At 72.7% G+C, this 17003-nt stretch carries 13 protein-coding genes and 1 pseudogene; 8 read left to right on the forward strand and 6 right to left on the reverse strand.

The genetic code is table 11. The features are described 5' to 3' along the window. Window positions 1-316 precede the first annotated feature (316 nt). Window positions 317-1501: a WD40/YVTN/BNR-like repeat-containing protein gene (locus ACFWTC_RS18695; protein ID WP_383918797.1), complete on the forward strand. Its 1185-nt coding sequence runs from the start codon at window positions 317-319 to the stop codon at window positions 1499-1501. Between the two features lie 497 nt (window positions 1502-1998). On the opposite strand, the gene ACFWTC_RS18700 is transcribed toward ACFWTC_RS18695, so the two are convergent. Both ACFWTC_RS18700 and ACFWTC_RS18705 read right to left on the reverse strand, forming a co-directional pair. Then, window positions 1999-2541, reverse strand: a complete 543-nt coding sequence (locus tag ACFWTC_RS18700; protein ID WP_383918794.1) for an MOSC domain-containing protein — start codon at window positions 2539-2541, stop codon at window positions 1999-2001. 503 nt (window positions 2542-3044) lie between these two features. Next, window positions 3045-3344: a YciI family protein gene (locus ACFWTC_RS18705; RefSeq protein WP_383918791.1), complete on the reverse strand. Its 300-nt coding sequence runs from the start codon at window positions 3342-3344 to the stop codon at window positions 3045-3047. 26 nt (window positions 3345-3370) lie between these two features. Between ACFWTC_RS18705 and ACFWTC_RS18710 the strand changes: the two genes are divergently transcribed. Beyond that, window positions 3371-4048, forward strand: a complete 678-nt coding sequence (locus ACFWTC_RS18710; protein ID WP_383918788.1) for an endonuclease V — start codon at window positions 3371-3373, stop codon at window positions 4046-4048. A 94-nt stretch (window positions 4049-4142) separates the two neighbouring features. On the opposite strand, the gene ACFWTC_RS18715 is transcribed toward ACFWTC_RS18710, so the two are convergent. Together ACFWTC_RS18715 and ACFWTC_RS18720 are read right to left on the reverse strand one after the other, a co-directional pair. Then, the gene (locus ACFWTC_RS18715) at window positions 4143-5321 is read right to left on the reverse strand and encodes a saccharopine dehydrogenase family protein (protein ID WP_383918785.1); all 1179 of its coding nucleotides are present in this window, start codon (window positions 5319-5321) and stop codon (window positions 4143-4145) included. 158 nt (window positions 5322-5479) lie between these two features. Then, complete coding sequence (locus ACFWTC_RS18720; protein ID WP_383918782.1) at window positions 5480-7153, reverse strand: hypothetical protein; 1674 nt, start codon at window positions 7151-7153, stop codon at window positions 5480-5482. Between the two features lie 264 nt (window positions 7154-7417). On the opposite strand from ACFWTC_RS18720, the gene ACFWTC_RS18725 reads away from it, so the two are divergent. From ACFWTC_RS18725 to ACFWTC_RS18745, 5 genes and pseudogenes are all read left to right on the forward strand, one after another. Beyond that, a complete protein-coding gene (locus tag ACFWTC_RS18725; RefSeq protein WP_383918779.1) occupies window positions 7418-8599 on the forward strand; it encodes a CaiB/BaiF CoA transferase family protein in 1182 nt (393 codons plus the stop codon). A gap of 11 nt (window positions 8600-8610) precedes the next feature. Next, window positions 8611-8742 (forward strand): annotated as a pseudogene (locus ACFWTC_RS18730) (LLM class F420-dependent oxidoreductase); the annotation flags it as partial. 11 nt (window positions 8743-8753) lie between these two features. Next, window positions 8754-9896, forward strand: coding sequence for an acyl-CoA dehydrogenase family protein (locus tag ACFWTC_RS18735; protein WP_383918777.1), 1143 nt, complete (start codon window positions 8754-8756; stop codon window positions 9894-9896). A gap of 54 nt (window positions 9897-9950) precedes the next feature. Continuing rightward, window positions 9951-11165 (forward strand): acetyl-CoA C-acetyltransferase, encoded by a 1215-nt coding sequence (locus ACFWTC_RS18740; protein WP_383918774.1) that lies wholly within the window; start codon window positions 9951-9953, stop codon window positions 11163-11165. Window positions 11166-11269: 104 nt separating this feature from the next. Next, window positions 11270-13441, forward strand: coding sequence for a 3-hydroxyacyl-CoA dehydrogenase NAD-binding domain-containing protein (locus ACFWTC_RS18745; protein ID WP_383918771.1), 2172 nt, complete (start codon window positions 11270-11272; stop codon window positions 13439-13441). A gap of 51 nt (window positions 13442-13492) precedes the next feature. On the opposite strand, the gene ACFWTC_RS18750 is transcribed toward ACFWTC_RS18745, so the two are convergent. Together ACFWTC_RS18750 and ACFWTC_RS18755 are read right to left on the reverse strand one after the other, a co-directional pair. Then, window positions 13493-14209, reverse strand: coding sequence for a 1,4-alpha-glucan branching protein (locus ACFWTC_RS18750; protein WP_384028123.1), 717 nt, complete (start codon window positions 14207-14209; stop codon window positions 13493-13495). Between the two features lie 59 nt (window positions 14210-14268). Next, on the reverse strand, window positions 14269-14997 hold the full coding sequence (locus tag ACFWTC_RS18755) for a MerR family transcriptional regulator (RefSeq protein ID WP_383918766.1): 729 nt from the start codon (window positions 14995-14997) through the stop codon (window positions 14269-14271). A gap of 85 nt (window positions 14998-15082) precedes the next feature. Here ACFWTC_RS18755 and ACFWTC_RS18760 point away from each other — a divergent pair, with 85 nt between their 5' ends. Continuing rightward, window positions 15083-16924, forward strand: a complete 1842-nt coding sequence (locus ACFWTC_RS18760) for an AMP-dependent synthetase/ligase (RefSeq protein ID WP_384028122.1) — start codon at window positions 15083-15085, stop codon at window positions 16922-16924. The last annotated feature ends 79 nt before the right edge of the window (window positions 16925-17003 follow it).

Raw genomic sequence — 17003 nt, forward strand, 5'->3', positions numbered from 1 at the left:
TCTGCTGCCGGGCTGTGGGTGGAACCCGGCAACCCGATAGACGCCGGAATCGGCAGTTCCGTGCATGGAGGGTGACGTGACCTGTGTCACCGATTGGCCGGAAGCTTTCTGTGGGATCGCACAGAGTGACCAGGTGGGTGAGGTGGCGGAAGGATGCCGTACGCCGTCTCGGGCCGCGGAGTGGTACGAAAAGGGCTGGTTACCGCTCACTCGACAGGCCCAAGCCCGGTCAGGGCCAGGTGCGGGAGGGTGTACGGGAGCAGTGGCGGGGACGCACCCTGGACGGCGCATCGGGGGTGCGTTAGCTTCCGGCGCCATGAGACTTCTGGGATTAGGGGTGGGCGTGGGAGCCGCGGCGCTGCTGGTGGGGGTGCTGGCGGCCCCCGCGCAGGCGGGTGCGGACCGGGCCGGTGGAGAGGCGCTGGGTGCCGAGCTGGCGGGTGCTGCGGCCGCCGAGGGCCCGGGCGGGGCCGGAGCGGCGGGAGGCGGGCCGGACGGGTACGGACGGCCCGGCGTGGGCTGGGCGCTGAAGGAGACCGGCGAGAGCGCCAAGGGATCCCGCTTCCGCGGGCTGGCCGCCGTCAGCCGGACCACTGCCTGGGTGGCCGGTTCCAAGGGAACGGTGCTCCGCACCGTGGACGGCGGCCGTAGCTGGCGGGACGTCTCGCCACCGCGCGCGGTCGCGGAGGGGCTGGAGCTCCGCGACGTGGAGGCCTTCGACTCCCGGCGGGCGGTGGCCCTGTCCATCGGCGAGGGCGAGGCGTCCAGGGTGCTGCGCACCGACGACGGCGGCGCCACCTGGGCCGAGACCTTCCGCAACTCCGACCCGCGCGCCTTCTACGACTGCCTGACCTTCTTCGACGCCCGGCACGGCCTGGCGATGAGCGACCCGGTGGACGGCAAGTTCCGCATCCTGTCGACCGACGACGGCGGGCGGAGCTGGCGGGTACTGCCGGACGCGGGCATGCCACAGGCGCTGCCGGGTGAGGCGGGCTTCGCCGCGAGCGGCCAGTGCCTGGTCGCCGCGGGCCCGCGGGACGTCTGGCTGGCCACCGGCGGCGGGGCGACCGCGCGGGTCCTGCACTCCGCCGACCGCGGCCTGACCTGGCGGGTCGCCGAATCCACCCTCCCGGCCGGCGACCCGGCGCGCGGCGTCTTCGCCCTGGCCTTCCGCGACCGTACGAGGGGACTCGCGGTCGGCGGTGACTACCGCACCGGCGAGGCTTCGCCGCAGGCCGCGGCCCGCTCCGCCGACGGCGGCCGCAGCTGGCGGCAGGCGTCGACCCCGCCTCCGGCGTACCGGTCGGGCGCGGCCTGGTACCCGTACGGGGCCGGCACCGCTCTGGCGGTGGGGCCGACGGGCACGGACGTCACCGCGGACGGGGGCCGCAGCTGGCGGCCGCTGGCGGCGGGATCGTTCGACACGGTCGCCTGCGCCCCCGACGGCGGCTGCTGGGCGGCGGGCGAGAAGGGCCGGGTGGCCCGCCTGGAACGGGGGTGAGGGGCGGGGCCTGGTGGCCGGGGGCGGCACCGCGTTGGGTGGGGCGGGGGCTCAGGGGGCGGTGCCTGTGCCGGGCGGGAGCGCGAGGTGTTGGGGGTTTCCCGTCAGTCTCATCGTCTCTCCGGGTCGGGCCGTCCCCTCAAGGGCGCTCCCTGCGGTCGCGTCGCTGCGCGATGGCCTGCGGCCACCCTTGACCGGCCGTCCCGCCCCGGACATACGAGACTGTCGGGAACCCCCCAAAAGAACGGCACCGGGCGACCCTTCCGGCCCGGGTCAGGCCAGAGACCCACGGGCCCGCTCCGCAGCGCAACAGATCGCTACACACGTCTCCCGGCTCAGCGACTGCGACCCGGTCCAGGGAGGGGCTTGAGCCACCTGTGGACCTGTATGGGCAGTTGCCGGAGCGTGAGGTTGATCGTGTCAACCTCGCGCTCCGGCAAGGGACTTCGCAGCTCCGGGTGGGACAGATCCTGTCGCCGTAGGCGCAGGGGAGACGATCAGACCCGCTCCAGCGGCCGGTGGGGCTCTGCGGGGAGTTCGACCCGTATGACGTCTCCGGGACGCACCACACCGCCGGCCTTCACGACGCTCATGATTCCGGCCTTGCGCACGATGTGGCCGGCCTCGTCACGGCCGACGACCTGCTTCAGCAGTCCGTCCTGGAACGCGTCGATCTGCACGCAGGGATTGCGGAGGCCGGTCACCTCCACCACAGCGTCCGCGCCCAGGTGCAGAAGCGTGCCCACGGGCAGGCCCAGGAGGTCGATGCCACGGACGGTGACGTTCTCGCCGAGCTCGCCGGCCGACACCTCGAACCCTTCCCGACCCACCTCGGTGAAGAGTTCCTCGTGGATCAGGTGTACCTGGCGCAGGTTCGGCTGTGTGGGATCCTGCGCGACGCGCGAGCGGTGCTTGACCGTGACACCGGCGTGTACGTCTCCCTCCACGCCGAGTCCGGCGAGGAGCGTGATGCTGTCCCGGTTCGGCTTGGTAAACGCGTAGTCGTCGTTGCTGCTGACTGCCGTCACTATCCCGCTCACGCGCGGAACCCCCGTTTCCTTGGCGATGATCAGACTGAGCCTAACCCCGACGCCCGAGGGTGGACGTGCCCTGCACTCCGGCCCTGGACCGGGTCGCAGTCGCTGAGCCGGGAGACGTGTGTGCCGGTCTGTTGTGGCTTGTGTCCAGGCCCTGCCGGGTCGCAGTCGCTATGCCGGGAGACGTGTGTAGCGATCTGTTGCGCTGCGGAGCGGGCCCGTGGGTCTCTGGCCTGACCCGGGCCGGAAGGGTCGCCCGGTGCCGTTCTTTTGGGGGGTTCCCGACAGTCTCGTATGTCCGGGGCGGGACGGCCGGTCAAGGGTGGCCGCAGGCCATCGCGCAGCGACGCGACCGCAGGGAGCGCCCTTGAGGGGACGGCCCGACCCGGAGAGACGATGAGACTGACGGGAAACCCCCAACACCTCGCGCTCCCGCCCGGCACAGGCACCGCCCCCTGAGCCCCCGCCCCACCCAACGCGGTGCCGCCCCCGGCCGCCAGGCCCCCCTACACCACCGGGTTCTCGCGGACCGTCGAGAGGTCCGCCGAGGTCTTCGTCGCGATGAACTCCGTGATGCGGTACGCGCAGACGCCCGCCACGGTGAAGGGGTCCTCGGCGGCGATCTTCTCGATCTCCCCGCGGGAGACCCCGCCGGCCAGGATGATGCCCCCGTCGCGCGGGACCTTGCGGCCCGACGCGAGGAAGATGCCGGCGGCGTAGTAGCCGTCCAGCCAGGCGATGTGGGCGTCCATCTCGTCCTCGACGGCTTCGACGGGCGCGGTGTAGGTGAGCTCCATGACGAACATGATCGCCAGGCTACTCTCGCACCATCATGACTAGTGTGAAGACCCCCGCCGACGAGGCCGAGGCCCGGGCGATACAGGACGAACTACGCCATCAGGTCGTGCTCACCGAGCCCGGTCCGCCGCCCGGGCTCGGACTGGTCGCCGGCGTGGACGTCGCCTACGACGACGCCCGGGACCTGGTCGCCGCCGCGGCCGTGGTGCTCGACGCCGCCACCCTGGAGGTGGTCGAGGAGACCACCGCCGTCGGGCGGGTCAGCTTCCCGTACGTGCCCGGGCTGCTCGCCTTCCGCGAGCTGCCGACCGTACTGGCCGCCCTCGACGCGCTCACCACCGCGCCCGGCCTCGTCGTCTGCGACGGCTACGGGCTGGCCCACCCCCGCGGCTTCGGCCTCGCCTGTCACCTCGGGGTGGTGACCGGGCTCCCGTCCATCGGGGTCGCGAAGAACCCGTTCACCTTCACGTACGAGGAACCGGGCGCCCGGCGGGGCGACGCGGCACCGCTGCTCACGGCCGACGGCGCGGAGGTCGGGCGGGCGCTGCGGACCCAGGACGGGATCAAGCCCGTCTACGTCTCCGTCGGGCACCGGGTCTCGTTGGACAACGCCTGCGCGCACGCCCTGGCGCTGAGCCCCCGCTTCCGGATCCCCGAGACCACCCGGCACGCCGACTCCCTGTGCCGCCGGGCGCTGAAGGAAGCCGTCTGAGACCGGCCGGTCAGACGGCCGGCCGGTCCCAGGCTGCCGCCCCGCCTCGCCCGGCCCCGCCTCGCCCGGACGCCCGCCCGACCGCCCCCCGGCCTCAGCGGGCGTCCGCCACCCGGAAGGTGATTCCGGCCTTCTGGAGGCGGGGGATGAGCGCGTCGCCCATCGCCACCGCCGTCGTCAGCTGTCCGGCGGCGTCCGGGAGGGCGTCGTACGCCAGGCAGAGCGCGGACTCGGCCAGCATCTTCGCGGTCTCGCCGTACCCCGGGTCGCCGCCCGAGACCTCGGTGAACACGCGCCGCCCGCCCCCCTCGCCCACGAACCGCACCGTGAACCAGCTGCGCGCCCGCCGCTCCGCGTCCGGTCCGCGGCCCGGCTCCCAGCGGTTCATGAGCCAGCGCCGGGCCGGCGGGACCTGGGCGAGGGCCACCGTGGCTCCGATCGCGGCCGTACCGCCCACGGCGACGGGGAGGTGCTTGACGGAGGCGTAGTGCCGGTAGCGGAAGTCCGGTCCGTACCGTTCCAGTGCGGCGGCCGAGCGGGCCACGATCGCGGGGTCCAGCGTGGGCAGCGGGAGCGCCCAGGTGCCGGTCTCCCTGCTGTACCGGGGTGTTCCGGCCGGTCCGCGGGCCCGGCGCTCGAACCGCCGGGGTTCGTGCAGTCGGCGGGCGCGGGCGGCCGCGAGGGTCTGGGGGCCGCGGCTCAGCGCGGTGAGCGCCGACGTGAGGGTGCCGCCGGAGAAGAGGGCGTTGGACCGGACGAACCCGTCGACGCGGAGCGGGACGCCTTCGGGCAGCTGTCCGACGGTGAAGTAGGCCCCCAGGTCGGCGGGGATCGAGTCGAAGCCGCAGGCGTGGACGAGCCGGGCGCCGGTCTCCCGGGCCCGTGCGTCGTGCTCGACGTACATCCGGTCCACGAACTCCGGCTCGCCGGTGAGGTCCACGTAGTCGGTCCCGGACTCGGCGCAGGCGGCGACGAGTTCGGCCCCGTACCAGATGTACGGGCCCACCGTCGTGGCCAGGACCCGTGTCGAGGCGGCCAGTTCGCGCAGGGCGTCGGTGTCGCTCGCGTCCGCCGCGAGGAGCGGCAGGTCCGCGCACGCCGGGTCGATCGCGGCGAGCCGCTCGCGCAGCAGCTCCAGCTTCGCCGTGTTCCGGCCGGCGAGGGCCCAGCGGCAGCCCGCGGGGGCGTGCGCGGCGAGGTACTCGGCGGTGAGCGCCCCCACGAAGCCCGTGGCGCCGTAGAGCACCACGTCGTACGTACGTTCCCGATTCATCTGGCGAACTCCCTTGTCCGTCACGCGCCGTTCAGCCGCTGTCGGTGGCCGAGGCTAGCGCCCGTGCGGGCCGTCCGGGCGGGCGGCCCGCACGGGCCGTGCCCCGATGGCGGCCGGAGGGGCCGCCGTCGGGGCACGGGTGCAGCACTGAGAAGCGGTCAGCTCTTGTCGTAGTAGCCGAAGATGTCGACGACCAGGTGGGTGCTGCCGTAGCTCTGGTTGAACAGGTCGACGATGCCGTCGGGGCCGCCGGTCGCCTGGACCAGGTTCGGGACGACCTTGCCCCGCGTCCAGTTCAGGGTGGACGAGGCGGGGGTCGGGGGCCAGACGGCGTACTGGTTCTTGTACGCGTCCAGCGAGTTCGGGTCCGGGGCGACACCGAGCCACCCGCTGTTGGTCGTGTTGGTGACCGTGGTGTTCAGGACCCAGCTGGTTTCGTTGGGCCGGCCGTATCCCAGGGGCATGTAGGCGTACTCGAAGTCCTCGAGCGGGCCGTAGTTCCAGTGTGCGTCGCCGCGGGTGTCGAGCAGACGCTCCGGCAGCACCGGCAGGTAGGCGCTCTGGCTGTCGGGGCTGTAGTAGCCGACGACATCGACGATCACGTCGGCGGGGTTCCAGGATCCGTTGCGCACGCTGATCTTGCCGTCGGAGCCGATGGGGACGATTACCGCGTTGGCGACGGTCTGTCCGGTGGTGAAGTTCAGGTTGGAGGTCGCCGAAGCCTGCTGGCCGCCCGGGAAGACACTCAGGAAGCCGTTGCTCCTGGGTTCGGTGACCGTGACGTTCAGGGCGACCGCCTTCGCGCTGGACGGGACGCCGCCGCGGCCATGGACCTGGACGCCGAAGGTTCCGAGGCCGGGTACCTGGCCCTGCCTCGCACCGAGTCCGGAGCGGGTGTCGACGAGGCGGTTGGGAGTCAGCGGCGTGTAGCCGCTGGACGAGGTCCGGGTGAAGTAGCCGGTGACGTCGGCGACCAGGTCGACCGAGCCGCCGTAGTTGAACAGGTTCACGTAGCCGTTCGACCCCACCGGCACGATGACCAGGTTCGGAACGGTCTGGCCGGCGTTGTAGTTCAGGTTCGACGAGTCGGGCTTGGCGTCGCCGTCGCCGAAGGCGGTGACGTAGCCGGTACCGGTGGCGTTGGTGACGGTGACGTTGAGAACCACGGCCGTGACGTTGGCCGGGATCCCGCTGTTGCCCTCGATCTGCACGCGGGCGGTGCCGGAGGCCGGGACCTTGCCCTTGGGAGCGCCCGTACCCTCGCGGGTGTCGAGGAGCCGCGTGGGCGTGTGCGGGGTGAAGTCGGAGCCCGGGGTCCAGACGTCCATCTCGTTGACCGCCCGGGTGCCCGAGCTGTCGACCAGACTGACGGTGATCTTGTAGTGGCCGACCTTCGCGTAGGTGTGGTCCAGCGTGACCGTCTCGGGGCCGTTGGCGCCGATCTGGTTGGTCGTGCCGTCGCCCCACTCGACGTACACGCCGAGCGGAGTCCCCGGGTCGCTCGTGACGGTGGCCGCGAGGCTGATGCCGTGCGCGCTGGTGCCGCGCCCCTTCAGCGAGACCGAGGGCTGCGAGCCCGCGAGGCCCTGGCCCTGCGGTGCGGCGGCCTTGGCCCCGGGCGAGGTCTGGACCGTGCGCTCGGCCGGGCTCTGGAAGGTGGCGAAGTTGTGCGCCGCGGCCTTGGTCAGGTCCGGCGCGATCTCCACCTCGTGGGTGTCCGGCTTGACGGACTTGGTGGGCTTGACCGGATCGGCCGCGTGGGCCATACCGGGAACGAGCCCCACACCGGCCGCGATGACAGCGGCGGTGGCTATGAGTCGGCGATTGCGCACCGGCCCCCCATTTTCTACTTTTTTGAACTTGATCAGGTTTGCAGAATGCGCTCAGAGTACATAGGAGCCGCGCCTCTTGATCAGGTTTTTCCCACCGGTTTTCCCGGGGCCGGCCGGGCTCCCCGCCCCTATCCACACCGATCGGGACAGACTGCTAAGCGCTTGCTCGCCCAAGGGCTTGTGCAGAGCGCGGCGCGTTCCTAGCATCGCTGGTGTTACATCAGTTGTGTCACACAGTCGCAGACCAGAAACGCTGGGGGCCCGATGGCAGTGACAGGGAACGGCCCGCTCGCCGGGGTGCGCGTCGTCGAGCTGGCGGGCATCGGCCCGGGCCCGTTCGCCGCCATGCTCCTCGCCGACCTGGGGGCGGACGTCGTACGGGTGGACCGGCCCGGTGGGGGCGGGCTCGCGGTCGACCCCGCGTACGACGTCACCAACCGCAACAAGCGCTCCGTCCTGCTCGACCTCAAGTCCGCCGGGGGCCCGGCCCGCGTCCTGGACCTCGTCGAGCGGGCCGACGTGCTCGTCGAGGGGTTCCGCCCCGGGGTCGCCGAGCGGCTCGGCGTCGGTCCGGCCGAGTGCCACGCGCGCAACCCGGGGCTGGTCTACGGCCGGATGACCGGCTGGGGCCAGGACGGCCCGCTGGCCCACACCGCCGGGCACGACATCGCGTACATCGCCGTGACCGGGGCGCTGGGCATGATCGGCGATCCGGACGGGCCCCCGGCCGTCCCCGCCAACCTGGTCGGGGACTACGCGGGCGGCTCGCTCTACCTGGTCATCGGTGTCCTCGCCGCCCTCCAGCACGCGCGAGCCACCGGAGCCGGCCAAGTCGTCGACGCGGCCATCGTGGACGGCACCGCCCACCTCACCGCGATGATCCACGGCATGATGGCGGCCGGCGGCTGGCAGGACCGGCGCGGGGTCAACCTCCTCGACGGCGGCTGCCCCTTCTACGGCACCTACGAGACCTCCGACGGTCAGTACATGGCGGTCGGCGCGCTGGAGCAGCAGTTCTACGACACGTTCACCGAACTGCTCGGCATCGCGGACCGGGCCCCCGCCCGCAAGGACCTCGCCCGGTGGGGGGAGCTCCGCGAGGCCGTCGCCGAGCGCTTCCGGACCCGTACGCGCGCCGAGTGGACGGCGGTCTTCGAGGGGACCGACGCCTGCGTCGCGCCCGTGCTCTCGCTGCGCGAGGCGCCGGACCACCCGCACCTCGCGGCCCGCGGCACCTTCACCGACTTCGGCGGGATCGTCCAGCCCGCACCGGCGCCGCGGTTCTCGGCGACCCCCTGCGCCGTGACGAGCGGCCCGGCCCGGCCGGGCGCGCACACGGAGTCGGTGGCCGCCGACTGGGACGTGCCAGCCCTGCTGGAGGCGGACCCTGTGGCGGTGCCCGCCGGGCAGCATCCCGCAGCGGAGGAATCCGGGGAGGAGGGCTGATGGAGCTGTCCATCTGCGGGCCCGAGGGGTACGTCCGCGAGCGCGTCGAGGCCTTCCGCGAGGCGGGCGTCACCCTGCTCAACGTCACGCCGGTCGGCCCCGAGCCGGCCCGGCTGATCGAAACCGTCAGGAACTGGCTTTAAGGAGCCGATCCATGCAGCGCCAGATCTTCGACGCCGACCACGAGGCGTTCCGCGAGACCGTCCGCACCTTCCTCGCCAAGGAGGTGCTGCCGCACTACGAGCAGTGGGAGAAGGACGGCATCGTCAGCCGGGCGGCGTGGCGCGCCGCCGGCCGCCAGGGGCTGCTGGGCCTGGCCGTCCCGGAGGAGTACGGGGGCGGCGGCAACCCCGACTTCCGGTACGCGGCCGTGATCGCCGAGGAGTTCACCCGGGCGGGCGCCCCCGGACTCGCCATCGGGCTGCACAACGACATCATCGGCCCGTACCTGACCTCGCTGGCCACCGAGGAGCAGAAGCGCCGCTGGCTGCCCGGCTTCTGCTCCGGCGAGACCATCACGGCCATCGCGATGACCGAGCCGGGCGCCGGTTCCGACCTGCAGGCGATCCGTACGACGGCCGAGGACCGCGGCGACCACTGGGTGCTGAACGGTTCGAAGACCTTCATCTCCAACGGCATCCTCGCCGACCTGGTCGTCGTGGTCGCGAAGACCACGCCCGAGGGCGGGGCGCACGGCCTGTCGCTGCTCGTCGTCGAGCGCGGCGCCGAGGGCTTCGAGCGCGGCCGCAACCTCGACAAGATCGGGCAGAAGGCCCAGGACACCGCCGAGTTGTTCTTCCACGACGTGCGCGTGCCCAAGGAGAACCTGCTCGGCGAGCTGAACGGCGCCTTCGTCCACCTGATGACCAACCTCGCGCAGGAGCGGATGGGCATCGCGATGGCCGCCATCGCCGCCTCCGAGCACCTGCTGGAGATCACCACGCGGTACGTGAAGGAGCGCGAGGCCTTCGGGCGTCCGCTGGCCAAGCTCCAGCACATCCGGTTCGAGATCGCGGAGATGGCCACCGAGTGCGCCGTCACCCGGACCTTCCTCGACCGGTGCATCGCCGACCACACCGCGGGCGAGCTCGACCACGTCCACGCCTCGATGGCCAAGTGGTGGGCGACCGAGCTCCAGAAGCGGGTCGCCGACCGCTGCCTGCAACTCCACGGCGGGTACGGCTACATGACCGAGTACCGGGTGGCGCGCGCCTTCGTCGACGGCCGCATCCAGACCATCTACGGCGGTACGACCGAGATCATGAAGGAGATCATCGGCCGTTCCCTCCTGGGCTGACCGCCCCCACCGACTTCCCCGGCCTCCCCCAGCACCCTGCGAAAGGCTTGACCAGTGAGCACCGAAGCTTACGTATACGACGCGATCCGCACCCCGCGCGGGCGCGGCAAGGCCAACGGCGCCCTGCACGGCACCAAGCCGATCGACCTGGTCGTCGGCCTCATCCACGCCCTGCGCGAGCGCAACCCCGGACTGGATCCCGCCACCATCGACGACATCGTGCTCGGCGTCGTCGGCCCGGTCGGCGACCAGGGCTCCGACATCGCCCGGATCGCGGCCATCGCCGCCGGGCTCCCGGACACCGTCGCGGGCGTCCAGGAGAACCGCTTCTGCGCCTCCGGCCTGGAAGCCGTCAACATGGCCGCCGCCAAGGTCCGCTCCGGCTGGGAGGACATGGTCCTCGCCGGCGGCGTGGAGTCCATGTCCCGCGTGCCGATGGCCTCCGACGGCGGCGCCTGGTTCGCCGACCCGATGACGAACTGGGACACCGGCTTCGTCCCCCAGGGCATCGGCGCCGACCTGATCGCCACCATCGAGGGCTTCTCCCGGCGCGACGTCGACGAGTACGCGGCCCTCTCCCAGGAGCGCGCCGCCGCGGCCGTCAAGGACGGCCGGTTCGCAGGGTCCGTCGTCCCGGTGACCGACCGCAACGGCCTGGTCGTCCTGGACCACGACGAGTTCATCCGCCCCGGCACCACCGCGGACACCCTCGCCCGGCTGAAGCCGTCCTTCGCGGACATCGGCGACCTCGGCGGGTTCGATGCCGTCGCCCTGCAGAAGTACCACTGGGTCGAGAAGATCGACCACGTCCACCACGCCGGCAACTCCTCCGGCATCGTCGACGGCGCCTCGCTCGTCGCTATCGGGTCCCGCGAGGCGGGGGAGCGGGGCGGCCTGCGGCCGCGCGCCCGGATCGTCTCGGCGGCGGTTTCCGGATCCGAGCCGACCATCATGCTCACCGGCCCCGCCCCGGCCACCCGCAAGGCCCTGGCGAAGGCCGGCCTGACCATCGACGACATCGACCTGATCGAGATCAACGAGGCCTTCGCGGGCGTCGTGCTCCGCTTCGTCAAGGACATGGGCGTCTCGCTGGACAAGGTCAACGTCAACGGCGGCGCCATCGCGCTCGGCCACCCGCTCGGCGCCACCGGCGCGATGATCCTCGGCACCGTCATCGACGAGCTGGAGCGCCAGGACAAGCGCTACGGGCTCGTCACCCTGTGCGTCGGCGGCGGCATGGGCGTCGCCACCATCGTCGAACGCCTGTAGCCGTGCGGCGCAGCGACCGCCCGACCCCCGCGTAGCGCCCGGGCCGACCCCCGGCCCCTTCCGCCCGGCCCCGCCGAACGAGACTTCCACGGAGAGACCCACCCATGACCGAGACCCGAACCATCCGCTGGGAACAGGACGAGACCGGCGTCGTCACCCTGATCCTCGACGACCCCGACCAGTCCGCCAACACGATGAACCAGGCCTTCAAGGACTCCATCGCCGCGATCGCCGACCGCGCCGAGGCGGAGAAGGACTCCATCCGCGGCATCATCTACACCTCCGCCAAGAAGACCTTCTTCGCGGGCGGCGACCTCAAGGACATGGTCCGGCTGGGCCCCGAGCACGCGCAGCTGGCCTTCGACACGGGCACCGCCATCAAGGCCTCGCTGCGCCGCATCGAGACCCTCGGCAAGCCCGTGGTCGCCGCCATCAACGGCGCCGCCCTGGGCGGCGGTTACGAGATCGCGCTGGCCTCCCACCACCGCGTCGCCCTCGACGCCCCCGGCTCCAAGATCGGCCTGCCCGAGGTCACCCTCGGCCTCCTCCCGGCCGGCGGCGGCGTCACCCGCACCGTGCGGCTGATGGGCATCGCCGACGCGCTGCTCAAGGTGCTGCTGCAGGGGACCCAGTACAACCCGAAGCGCGCCCTGGAGAACGGCCTGGTCCACGAACTGGCTGCCACGCGCGAGGAGATGCTCGACAAGGCCCGCGCCTTCATCGACGCGAACCCCGAGTCGAAGCAGCCGTGGGACGTGCCCGGCTACCGGATCCCGGGCGGCACGCCGTCCAGCCCGCGGTTCGCCGCGAACCTGCCGGCCTTCCCGGCCAACCTGAAGAAGCAGCTGAACGGAGCCCCGTACCCGGCCCCGCGCAACATCCTGGCCTGCGCCGTCGAGGGCTCCCAGGTCGACTTCGAGACCGCGCTGACCATCGAGGCCCGCTACTTCACCGAGCTGGTCACCGGGCAGACCGCCAAGAACATGATCCAGGCGTTCTTCTTCGACCTCCAGGCCGTCAACGCCGGCCGCAGCCGTCCGGGGGGCGTCGAACCGCGCACGGTCCGCAAGGTCGCCGTCCTGGGCGCGGGCATGATGGGCGCGGGCATCGCGTACTCCTGTGCCCGGGCGGGCATCGAGGTGGTTCTCAAGGACGTCACCGCCGAGGCGGCCGCCAAGGGCAGGGCGTACTCCGAGAAGCTGCTCGACAAGGCCGTCTCGCGCGGCCGTACGACCGAGGCCCAGCGCGCGGAGCTGCTCGGCCGGATCACCGCGACCGCCGACGCCGCCGATCTGGCGGGCTGCGACGCCGTGATCGAGGCGGTCTTCGAGGACACCTCCCTCAAGCACAAGGTGTTCCAGGAGATCCAGGACGTCATCGCGCCCGACGCGCTGCTGTGCTCCAACACCTCCACGCTGCCGATCTCCGGCCTCGCGGAGGGCGTGAAGCGGCCCGCCGACTTCATCGGGCTGCACTTCTTCTCGCCCGTGGACAAGATGCCGCTGGTCGAGATCATCAAGGGGGAGCAGACCGGCGACGAGGCCATCGCCCGCGCCTTCGACCTGGTCCGCCAGATCAACAAGACCCCGATCGTGGTCAACGACTCGCGCGGCTTCTTCACCTCGCGCGTCATCGGCCAGTTCATCAACGAGGGCGTGGCGATGGTCGGCGAGGGCATCGAGCCCGCCTCCGTCGAGCAGGCCGCCGCCCAGGCCGGCTACCCGGCCAAGGTGCTCTCCCTGATGGACGAGCTGACGCTCACCCTGCCGCGCAAGATCCGCAACGAGACCCGCAAGGCCTTCGAGGCCGAGGGACGCACCTGGGCCGAGCACCCGGCGGACACCGTCATCGACCGGATGGTCGACGAGTTCGGGCGGCCCGGCCGCAGCGGCGGCGGCGGCTTCTACGCGTACGACGAGGCGGGCAGGCGCGCCGGCATCTGGCCGGGTCTGCGCGAGCACTTCACCAAGCCCGGGTACGAGATCCCCTTCGAGGACATGAAGGAGCGGATGCTCTTCTCGGAGGCCCTGGACTCGGTCCGCTGCCTCGACGAGGGCGTGCTGACCTCGGTCGCCGACGCCAACATCGGCTCCATCATGGGCATCGGCTTCCCGGCGTGGACGGGCGGCGTGCTCCAGTACGTCAACGGCTACGAGGGCGGCCTGGCGGGCTTCGTGGCCCGCGCGCGCGAGCTGGAGGCGGCGTACGGCGAGCGGTTCGCCCCGCCCGCCTCGCTGGTGGCGAAGGCCGAGCGGGGAGAGACGTACGCGGACTGAGTGCGCCGGTCCCGGGCCCGCCCGCCCGCGCGGGCCCGGGACCACGGCCGGTCAGCGGCTGTCGTCACCCCCGACGGGGCCGTCCGCGTCCCGCAGCACGGCGACGGCCCCGCGCAGCTCGGCGCCGTCCGGGGCGGTCCACCGGGCCAGCACCTGCCCGCGCAGGCCGCCCCCGGCGGCGGGCCCGGGGCGCAGCACCCGGGTCAGGCTCAGGGCCAGGGGAGCGGTCTCCGGGTACCCGGCCGCGCCGACCGCGAGGACGCTGGCGTCGGCGGTGTCGGCCACGCTCCCGGGCCGCCATGTCAAGCCCGCCGGTACGCCCGGCCCCGCGGGGTGCGCCTCGACCGTCGGGTCGGGGACGTCGCTCTCCCGCTGGGCCTGGGCAGCCGTCTCGCCGGCCAGCAGGGCGAGCAACTGCCCGACCAGTGCCGGGTCGTGGGCTCCGTCGTAGATCCAGCGCGTGCCGAGGACGCCGTGCTCGCTGGTGCCGATCAGAGCGGCCTCGGCGCCGGGCAACGGGGCGCCCCGGTAGGCGAGCGGCACCAGGTAGGCGACCGGCGTCGCGCCGGAGCCGTCGGTGACGGCCATGAACTCTATTCCGACCTCGCCCGCGGGGTCGTCGAGCCGGAACCCGCCCGCCGCGGTGAGCTCCTCCGCGGTGAGCTCCGCCGGGCCACCGGTTTCCTGGTACCAGGTGCGCAACGGGAGCCAGGCGGCGAGGAGTTCGTGCTTGGTCGGGGTCATGGTGGTGCGGTGGATGACAGCCATGACGGTGAATCTACCCCGGCCCCGCCGGCCCCGGCGGGCGGCCGCCGCCGTACGGACGATCAGTCCTCGCCCGAGACGAACGCCGCCCGCAACTCCTCCCGCAGGGACCGCTGGAAGGCCGTGACCAGGGCCTGCACCACCATCGGCTGCATGTGCGCCGACAGCGCCTTCATCGACTCCACCCGCTCGGGGTCGCTCTCGCCCTCGGTGAACGGCCCCCACACCTCGTCGCGGAACAGCGCCGTCAACTCGTGCGCCGCCGACCGGGTGTGCTCCATCAGCACCCGCCGGGCCGCCAGGATCGTCTCGTGCGCGATCGGCACGTCGAGCAGGGCCACGCCCAGCCGCAGCAGTCCCACGTCCACCCGGAACCCGTCCCCCGAGACGGCGAGCACGTTCATCGCCGTCAGCCGCCGCAGATCGGCGTCCGACAGGCTGCGTCCGGCCCGCTTCTCCAGCTCCGCGCGCGAGGCCTCCTGGGCCGCGTCCGGGGCCCAACTCGCCACCATCGCCCGGTGGATGGCCAGGTCGTGCGCGCTCAGGTCGTCGGGCAGGGCGTCGAGGTACCGCTCGATGGCCGACAGGGTCATGCCCTGGTGCTGCAACTCCTCGATCAACGCGAGCCGCGAGAGGTGCTCCGGCCCGTAGTGGCCGACCCGACGAGGGCCGATCACGGGAGGGGGCAAAAGCCCGCGGGTGCTGTAGAACCGTACGGTGCGGACGGTGACGCCCGCCCGGGCCGCCAGCTCGTCCACGGTGAGCATCGGCTCGGGTGCCCGGTCGGCCATCGTCTGCGCCTCGCTCTCTGCTCCACAGCTTGGGTTCAACAGTATTGCTGTCGCACCAATGATGTGAAACGGCCAGGAGCTGCCCATGACCACGAACCTGCGACTGCCCGGACGACCCGAAGAGATCACCGTTCCCGCCCTGCTCGCCCGCAACGCCGCCGCGCACGGCTCCCTCCCCGCGCTCTCGTGGCGCACGGGCCCCGACGCCGCCGAGTGGACGACCCTGACCTGGTCCGAGGTCCGCCTCAAGGTGGCCGTCCTCGCCGCCGGATACGCCGCACTCGGAGTCGGACGCGGCGAGCACGTCCTGCTGATGATGGGCAACCGCCCCGAGCACTGGCTCAGCGACCTCGCCCTCGTCCACCTCGGCGCCGTGCCCGTCACCGTGTACGGGACCTCCGCGCCCGAGCAGATCGCCCACATCGCCCGCCACAGCGGGGCCAGGGTCGCGGTCGTGGAGGGCGCCCGCGAGCTAGCCCGGGGGGAGCCGCTGCTCTCCGACGCCGACGTGCCCCTGGAGCGGCTGGTGGTGGCCGAGGCCGCCGAGGCGGGTCCGCACGGCACGTACGCCTCCCTGTACGCGGGCGGCGTCCGGCTGCACCGCGCCGACGCCTTCGACAAGGCCTGGCGCGAGACGCGCCCCGAGGACCCGCTGACCGTCGTCTACACCTCCGGGACCACCGGCGACCCCAAGGGCGTCCGGCTGACCCACCGCAACCTGATGCTCCAGGCGATCCGCCTAGACCGCCACGTGGACCTGCCGGAGCACGCCGAGCACATCTGCTACCTGCCCTTCGCGCACATAGCCGAGCGGGTCCTCGGCATCTACCTGCCGCTGCTGCGCGCCGCGCACGTACGGCTGTGCGCCGACCCGACCGCCGTGGCCGGCGCGGTCCGCGAGCTGCGGCCGGTGCAGTTCTTCGGGGTGCCCCGGGTGTGGGAGAAGCTGGCCGCCTCCGTACGGGCCGTGCTCGCCCGGCTCCCCGAGGACCAGCGGGCGGCCATCGAGGCCGCGAACGACCTGGCCCGCGCCCGCGCCGCCCACCGGGAGCGCGGCGAACGGGTCCCGGCCGCGCTCGAAGCCTCGTACGCGGCGGCGAAGGAGCGGGTGCTGGACCCCCTGCTGGGCCTGGCGGGGATGGACCGGCTCGTCTGGACGGCCAGCGCGACGGCGCCGATGCCCATCGACGTGGTCCGGTTCTGGGCGGGCTGGGGCATCACGATCATGGACGCCTGGGGGCTCACCGAGACCTCCGGCGTGTGTACGGTCAACAGCCCGGACGCGTTCCGCCTCGGCTCGGTGGGCCGGCCGATCGAGGGACTGGAGCTGAGGCTCGCCGGGGACGGGGAGATCCTCACGCGCGGTGCGACCGTCTTCGGCGGCTACCTGCGGCCCGACGGCTCGCTGGAGGACGCGGCCGACGCGGAGGGCTGGTTCCCGACGGGGGACATCGGCCGGCTCGACGAGGACGGGTTCCTCTGGCTGACCGACCGCAAGAAGGAACTGATCATCACCTCGAACGGCAAGAACGTCTCGCCGGCGCTGGTGGAGAACACCGTCAAGGAGCACCCGCTGATCGGGCAGGCCCTGGTCCACGGCGACGGCCGCTCCTACCTCGTCGCCCTGCTGGTCCTGGACCCGGACCTGGCCCCCGCCTGGGCCGCCGCCCGGGGCATCGAGGCGGCCTCGCCCGCGGACCTGGCCGCGCACCCGGCCGTACGGGAGGAGGTCGACCGCGCGGTGGCCGCGGCCAACGCCCGGCTCAACCGGACCGAGCAGATCAAGCGCTACCGCCTGCTGACGGGGGAGTGGGGGCCGGAGAGCGGTGAGCTCACCCCCTCGCTCAAGCTCCGCCGGCGGGTGATCCGCGAGAAGTACGGCGCGCTGATCGACGGGCTGTACGAGGAACCCGCCCCGGCGCCGTAACCCGAACGGCCCCGGTCCGGTGGGCGGCCGCCCGCCCGCCCGCCGGACCGGGGTGGTGGAATGTCGACATGCATCGCTA

It is taken from the genome of Streptomyces sp. NPDC058619 (assembly GCF_042717785.1).
GTDB lineage: Bacteria > Actinomycetota > Actinomycetes > Streptomycetales > Streptomycetaceae > Streptomyces.

Excerpts from the sequence above, each read along its gene's own strand:
- ACFWTC_RS18695 (WP_383918797.1), top strand. The coding sequence starts at position 317 with ATGAGACTTCTGGGATTAGGGGTGGGCGTGGGAGCCGCGGCGCTGCTG.
- ACFWTC_RS18705 (WP_383918791.1), bottom strand. The coding sequence starts at position 3,344 with ATGTTCGTCATGGAGCTCACCTACACCGCGCCCGTCGAAGCCGTCGAG.
- ACFWTC_RS18710 (WP_383918788.1), top strand. The coding sequence starts at position 3,371 with ATGACTAGTGTGAAGACCCCCGCCGACGAGGCCGAGGCCCGGGCGATA.
- ACFWTC_RS18715 (WP_383918785.1), bottom strand. The coding sequence starts at position 5,321 with ATGAATCGGGAACGTACGTACGACGTGGTGCTCTACGGCGCCACGGGC.
- ACFWTC_RS18725 (WP_383918779.1), top strand. The coding sequence starts at position 7,418 with ATGGCAGTGACAGGGAACGGCCCGCTCGCCGGGGTGCGCGTCGTCGAG.
- ACFWTC_RS18735 (WP_383918777.1), top strand. The coding sequence starts at position 8,754 with ATGCAGCGCCAGATCTTCGACGCCGACCACGAGGCGTTCCGCGAGACC.
- ACFWTC_RS18745 (WP_383918771.1), top strand. The coding sequence starts at position 11,270 with ATGACCGAGACCCGAACCATCCGCTGGGAACAGGACGAGACCGGCGTC.
- ACFWTC_RS18750 (WP_384028123.1), bottom strand. The coding sequence starts at position 14,209 with ATGGCTGTCATCCACCGCACCACCATGACCCCGACCAAGCACGAACTC.
- ACFWTC_RS18755 (WP_383918766.1), bottom strand. The coding sequence starts at position 14,997 with ATGGCCGACCGGGCACCCGAGCCGATGCTCACCGTGGACGAGCTGGCG.
- ACFWTC_RS18760 (WP_384028122.1), top strand. The coding sequence starts at position 15,083 with ATGACCACGAACCTGCGACTGCCCGGACGACCCGAAGAGATCACCGTT.